Genomic DNA, 3,314 nt, shown 5'->3' with positions numbered 1-3,314 from the left:
CTCGTGCGGTCGGGCCGCCGCCGGCGCCGCCGCAGGCGCGCGGTCGAGGCGCACCCCACCCCCGTCCATGCGCCCGACGCGGTCGAGGACGAGGCGCCCCTGCCGCCGCTGCGCACCTACCAGATGCCCGTCATCGACGTGAGCGAGGAACGGGTCTTCGAAGCGCTCGAAGCGATCGTCGATCGCAGCGTCATGGGGCACCGGGTGCTGCCGCAGGTGGCGCTCAGCGCCTTCCTCTACACGGGCTCCAACGGCATGTCCCGCTCGCAGGAGAAGGCGGCGGTCGCGCTCATGGCCTCGCGCCAGGTCGACTTTCTCATCGTGGACGGCGACTGGCGGCCCGTCGTCGCGGTCAACATCGCGCGCGACAACCTCACGGGCAGCGACGCCGACGATTTCGAGGCGCATGCCTGCACCACGGCGGGCGTCGGCTTCATGCTCGTCGCACCCTCCGGCCCTGGCAAGGCCCAGACCGAGGAGCTTCGGCGGCATGTCGAGGCGCAACACCAGGTGGCGGCGCAGTAGGTCCTGCCCCGCCATATCTTGTGGGTAACGCCAGAATTCGGTGAAGCCGGTCTTTCCGTCACAAAAATACTTCTTTACAGGCTGTCCAAGTCGCCGCACGATATCTTGTAGGGGCCGGGCATGGCCCGGCGACCCCTAGCAAAGACACCCAGCCATTTGTGGGAGTCTTGGGAGCATAACCAAGGCCCCGCACGGCTGCCAAACACGAGGCCTGGGCAATGTCGCATTCCGAGCAGTATCTGGACGTCGAGGACATCCATCCCATCGACATCGTGGAGTCGCTGGCGACCCACCACGACTGGGATTTCGACCGCGTCGCCGACGACCAGATCGCCATGGCCATCGAGGGTCAGTGGCGCACCTATTCCGTCACGCTCGCATGGTCGTCCTACGACGAGACGCTGCGGATGATCTGCACCTTCGACATGGACCCGCCGGAGGACACCCGCGCGAAGCTCTACGAGACCATGAACCTGGTGAACGACCGCTGCTGGGCGGGCGCCTTCACCTGGTGGGCCTCGCAGAAGCTCATGGTCTACCGCTACGGCCTCGTCCTGGCGGGCGAGCAGCTGGCGAGCCCCGACCAGATCGCCTGCATCGTCGAGACCGCCGTCCTCTCGGCCGAGCGCTACTACCCCGCGTTCCAGCTCGCGCTCTGGTCCGACCGCAGCCCCGAGGAGGCGATGCAGGTCGCCATTGCGGAGGCCTACGGCCGCGCCTAGTCTCCGCCCCCGAACGCAGATCCGGGGGAGCGAGATGGCATTTTCGGAAATCGCCCGCCGCGGCCTGGTCATGCTGGGCTGCGGCAAGATGGGATCGGCCATGCTGGAGGGCTGGCTCGACCGCGACCTGCCCCCCGCCTCCGTCCACGTGCTCGACCCGCATCCGTCGGACTGGCTGGCGCGGCAGGGCGTGGGCCTGAACGGACCGCTCCCCGACGGTCCCGCGGTGGTCCTTCTCGCGGTGAAGCCGCAGATGATGGCCGAGGCGCTGCCTTCGGTCGCGCGCTTCGGGGGCGGCGGAACGCTCTTCGTCTCGGTGGCCGCCGGCACGCCCATCGCCACCTTCGAGGCGGCGCTCGGGCCGGGCACCCGGATCGTCCGCGCCATGCCCAACACGCCCGCCGCCATCGGCCAGGGGATCACCGCCATCGTCGGCAATGCCGCCGCGGGCCCCGAGGACCTCGCCATGGCCGAGGCGCTCCTCTCGGCCGTGGGCCAGGTGGTGCGCCTCGAGGACGAGGACCAGATCGACGCCGTCACCGGCGTCTCCGGCTCCGGTCCCGCCTATGTCTTCCACATGATCGACGCGCTCGCCGGGGCCGGCGTGGCCGAGGGGCTGCCCCCCGATCTCGCCATGGCGCTGGCCAAGGCGACGGTCGCGGGCGCCGGCGCGCTCGCCATGAGCGCGGACGAGACGCCGGAACAGCTCCGCCGCAACGTCACCAGCCCCAACGGCACCACGCAGGCCGGCCTCGAGGTGCTCATGGACGCGCGGACGGGCCTCGCACCCCTGATGCGCCGCACCGTCGCCGCCGCCACCGGGCGGAGCCGGGAGCTCCGGGGATGAGCGAGATCTCCTTCGACGACTTCCTCAAGGTCGACATCCGCGTGGGCACCGTGCTGCGCGCCGAACCCTTCCCCGAGGCGCGCAAGCCCGCGATCCGCCTCTGGATCGACTTCGGCCCCGGGATCGGCGAGAAGAAGAGCTCCGCCCAGATCACCAAGCACTACACGCCCGAGGCCCTCGTCGGGCGGCAGGTCATGGCGGTGGTGAACTTCCCCCCGCGCCAGATCGGGCCGATGCGCTCGGAGGTGCTGGTCCTCGGCGTCTCGGACCCCGAGGGCGGCATCGTCCTCCTCGCGCCCGACCAGCGCGTCGAGAACGGCGAAAGGATGCACTGATGAACCTCCTGATCTCCCGCCGCCTGCCCGACAGCGTCATGGCCAGGGCCAGCGCCCGCTTCGACGTAACCTGCCGCGACACGACCGCGCCCATGACCCCCGACGAATGCGTCGCGGCGCTCCGCGACTTCGACGCGGTGCTGCCGACCCTCGGCGACGCCTTCCGGGCCGAGGCCTTCGCCGCCGTGCCCGACCCGCGCTGCCGCCTCCTCGCGAATTTCGGCGTGGGCTACAACCACATCGACGCTGCGGCCGCGAGGGCCGCCGGCATCGCCGTCACCAACACCCCCGGCGCCGTGACCGACGCGACCGCCGACATCGCGCTGACACTGATCCTGTCGGCCGCGCGCCGCGCCGGCGAGGGGGAGCGGATGCTCCGCCGGGGCGACTGGACCGGCTGGCACCCGACGCAGATGCTCGGCCTCCACGTGAGCGGCAAGACGGTCTGCATCGTCGGCATGGGCCGGATCGGCCAGGCCATCGCGCGGCGCTGCCATTTCGGCTTCGGCTGTCAGATCGTCTACGTGAACCGCTCGCCGAAGGAGGTGGACCTCCCCGCCCGCCAGATGGGGATGGCCGAGGCGCTCGGCGCGGCCGACATCGTGGTGCTCGCGACGCCCGGGGGCGCCGCGACGCATCACCTGATGGGCGCCGACGAATTCGCCGCCATGCAGCCCCACGCGATCTTCGTGAACATCAGCCGCGGCGACGTGGTCGACGAGACCGCGCTGATCGCGGCGCTCGAGGCGGGCACGATCGGAGGCGCCGGCCTCGACGTCTACGAGTTCGAGCCGAAGGTGCCCGCGCGGCTGATGGCCATGGAGAACGTCGTCCTCCTGCCGCATCTCGGCACCGCCGCCCTCGAGGTGCGCGAGGCGATGGGCC

Annotated in this window: 5 protein-coding genes; all 5 read left to right on the top strand. The window is 70.9% G+C overall.

Going from position 1 to position 3,314, the window contains the following annotated elements:
• On the top strand, positions 1–525 hold a 525-nt coding region (locus ACTS11_RS15725; RefSeq protein WP_442641242.1), incomplete at its 5' end, for a DUF2726 domain-containing protein.
• 218 nt (positions 526–743) lie between these two features.
• A complete protein-coding gene (locus ACTS11_RS15720; RefSeq protein ID WP_442641241.1) occupies positions 744–1,247 on the top strand; it encodes a YbjN domain-containing protein in 504 nt (167 codons plus the stop codon).
• Between the two features lie 34 nt (positions 1,248–1,281).
• Entirely contained in the window at positions 1,282–2,094 is an 813-nt protein-coding gene (gene proC / locus ACTS11_RS15715; protein ID WP_442641240.1) for a pyrroline-5-carboxylate reductase, read from the top strand.
• Complete coding sequence (locus ACTS11_RS15710; protein WP_442641239.1) at positions 2,091–2,429, top strand: tRNA-binding protein; 339 nt, start codon at positions 2,091–2,093, stop codon at positions 2,427–2,429. The genes proC and ACTS11_RS15710 overlap by 4 nt, the downstream gene beginning before the upstream one ends.
• The coding region (locus tag ACTS11_RS15705; protein ID WP_442641238.1) for a 2-hydroxyacid dehydrogenase at positions 2,429–3,314 on the top strand (886 nt) is incomplete at its 3' end. The genes ACTS11_RS15710 and ACTS11_RS15705, both read left to right, overlap by 1 nt.

It is taken from the genome of Roseicyclus sp. (genome assembly GCF_052168335.1).
GTDB lineage: Bacteria > Pseudomonadota > Alphaproteobacteria > Rhodobacterales > Rhodobacteraceae > Roseibacterium.
Note: the sequence above shows the minus strand (reverse complement) of the source record. Positions and strands in the feature narration are given on the sequence as shown.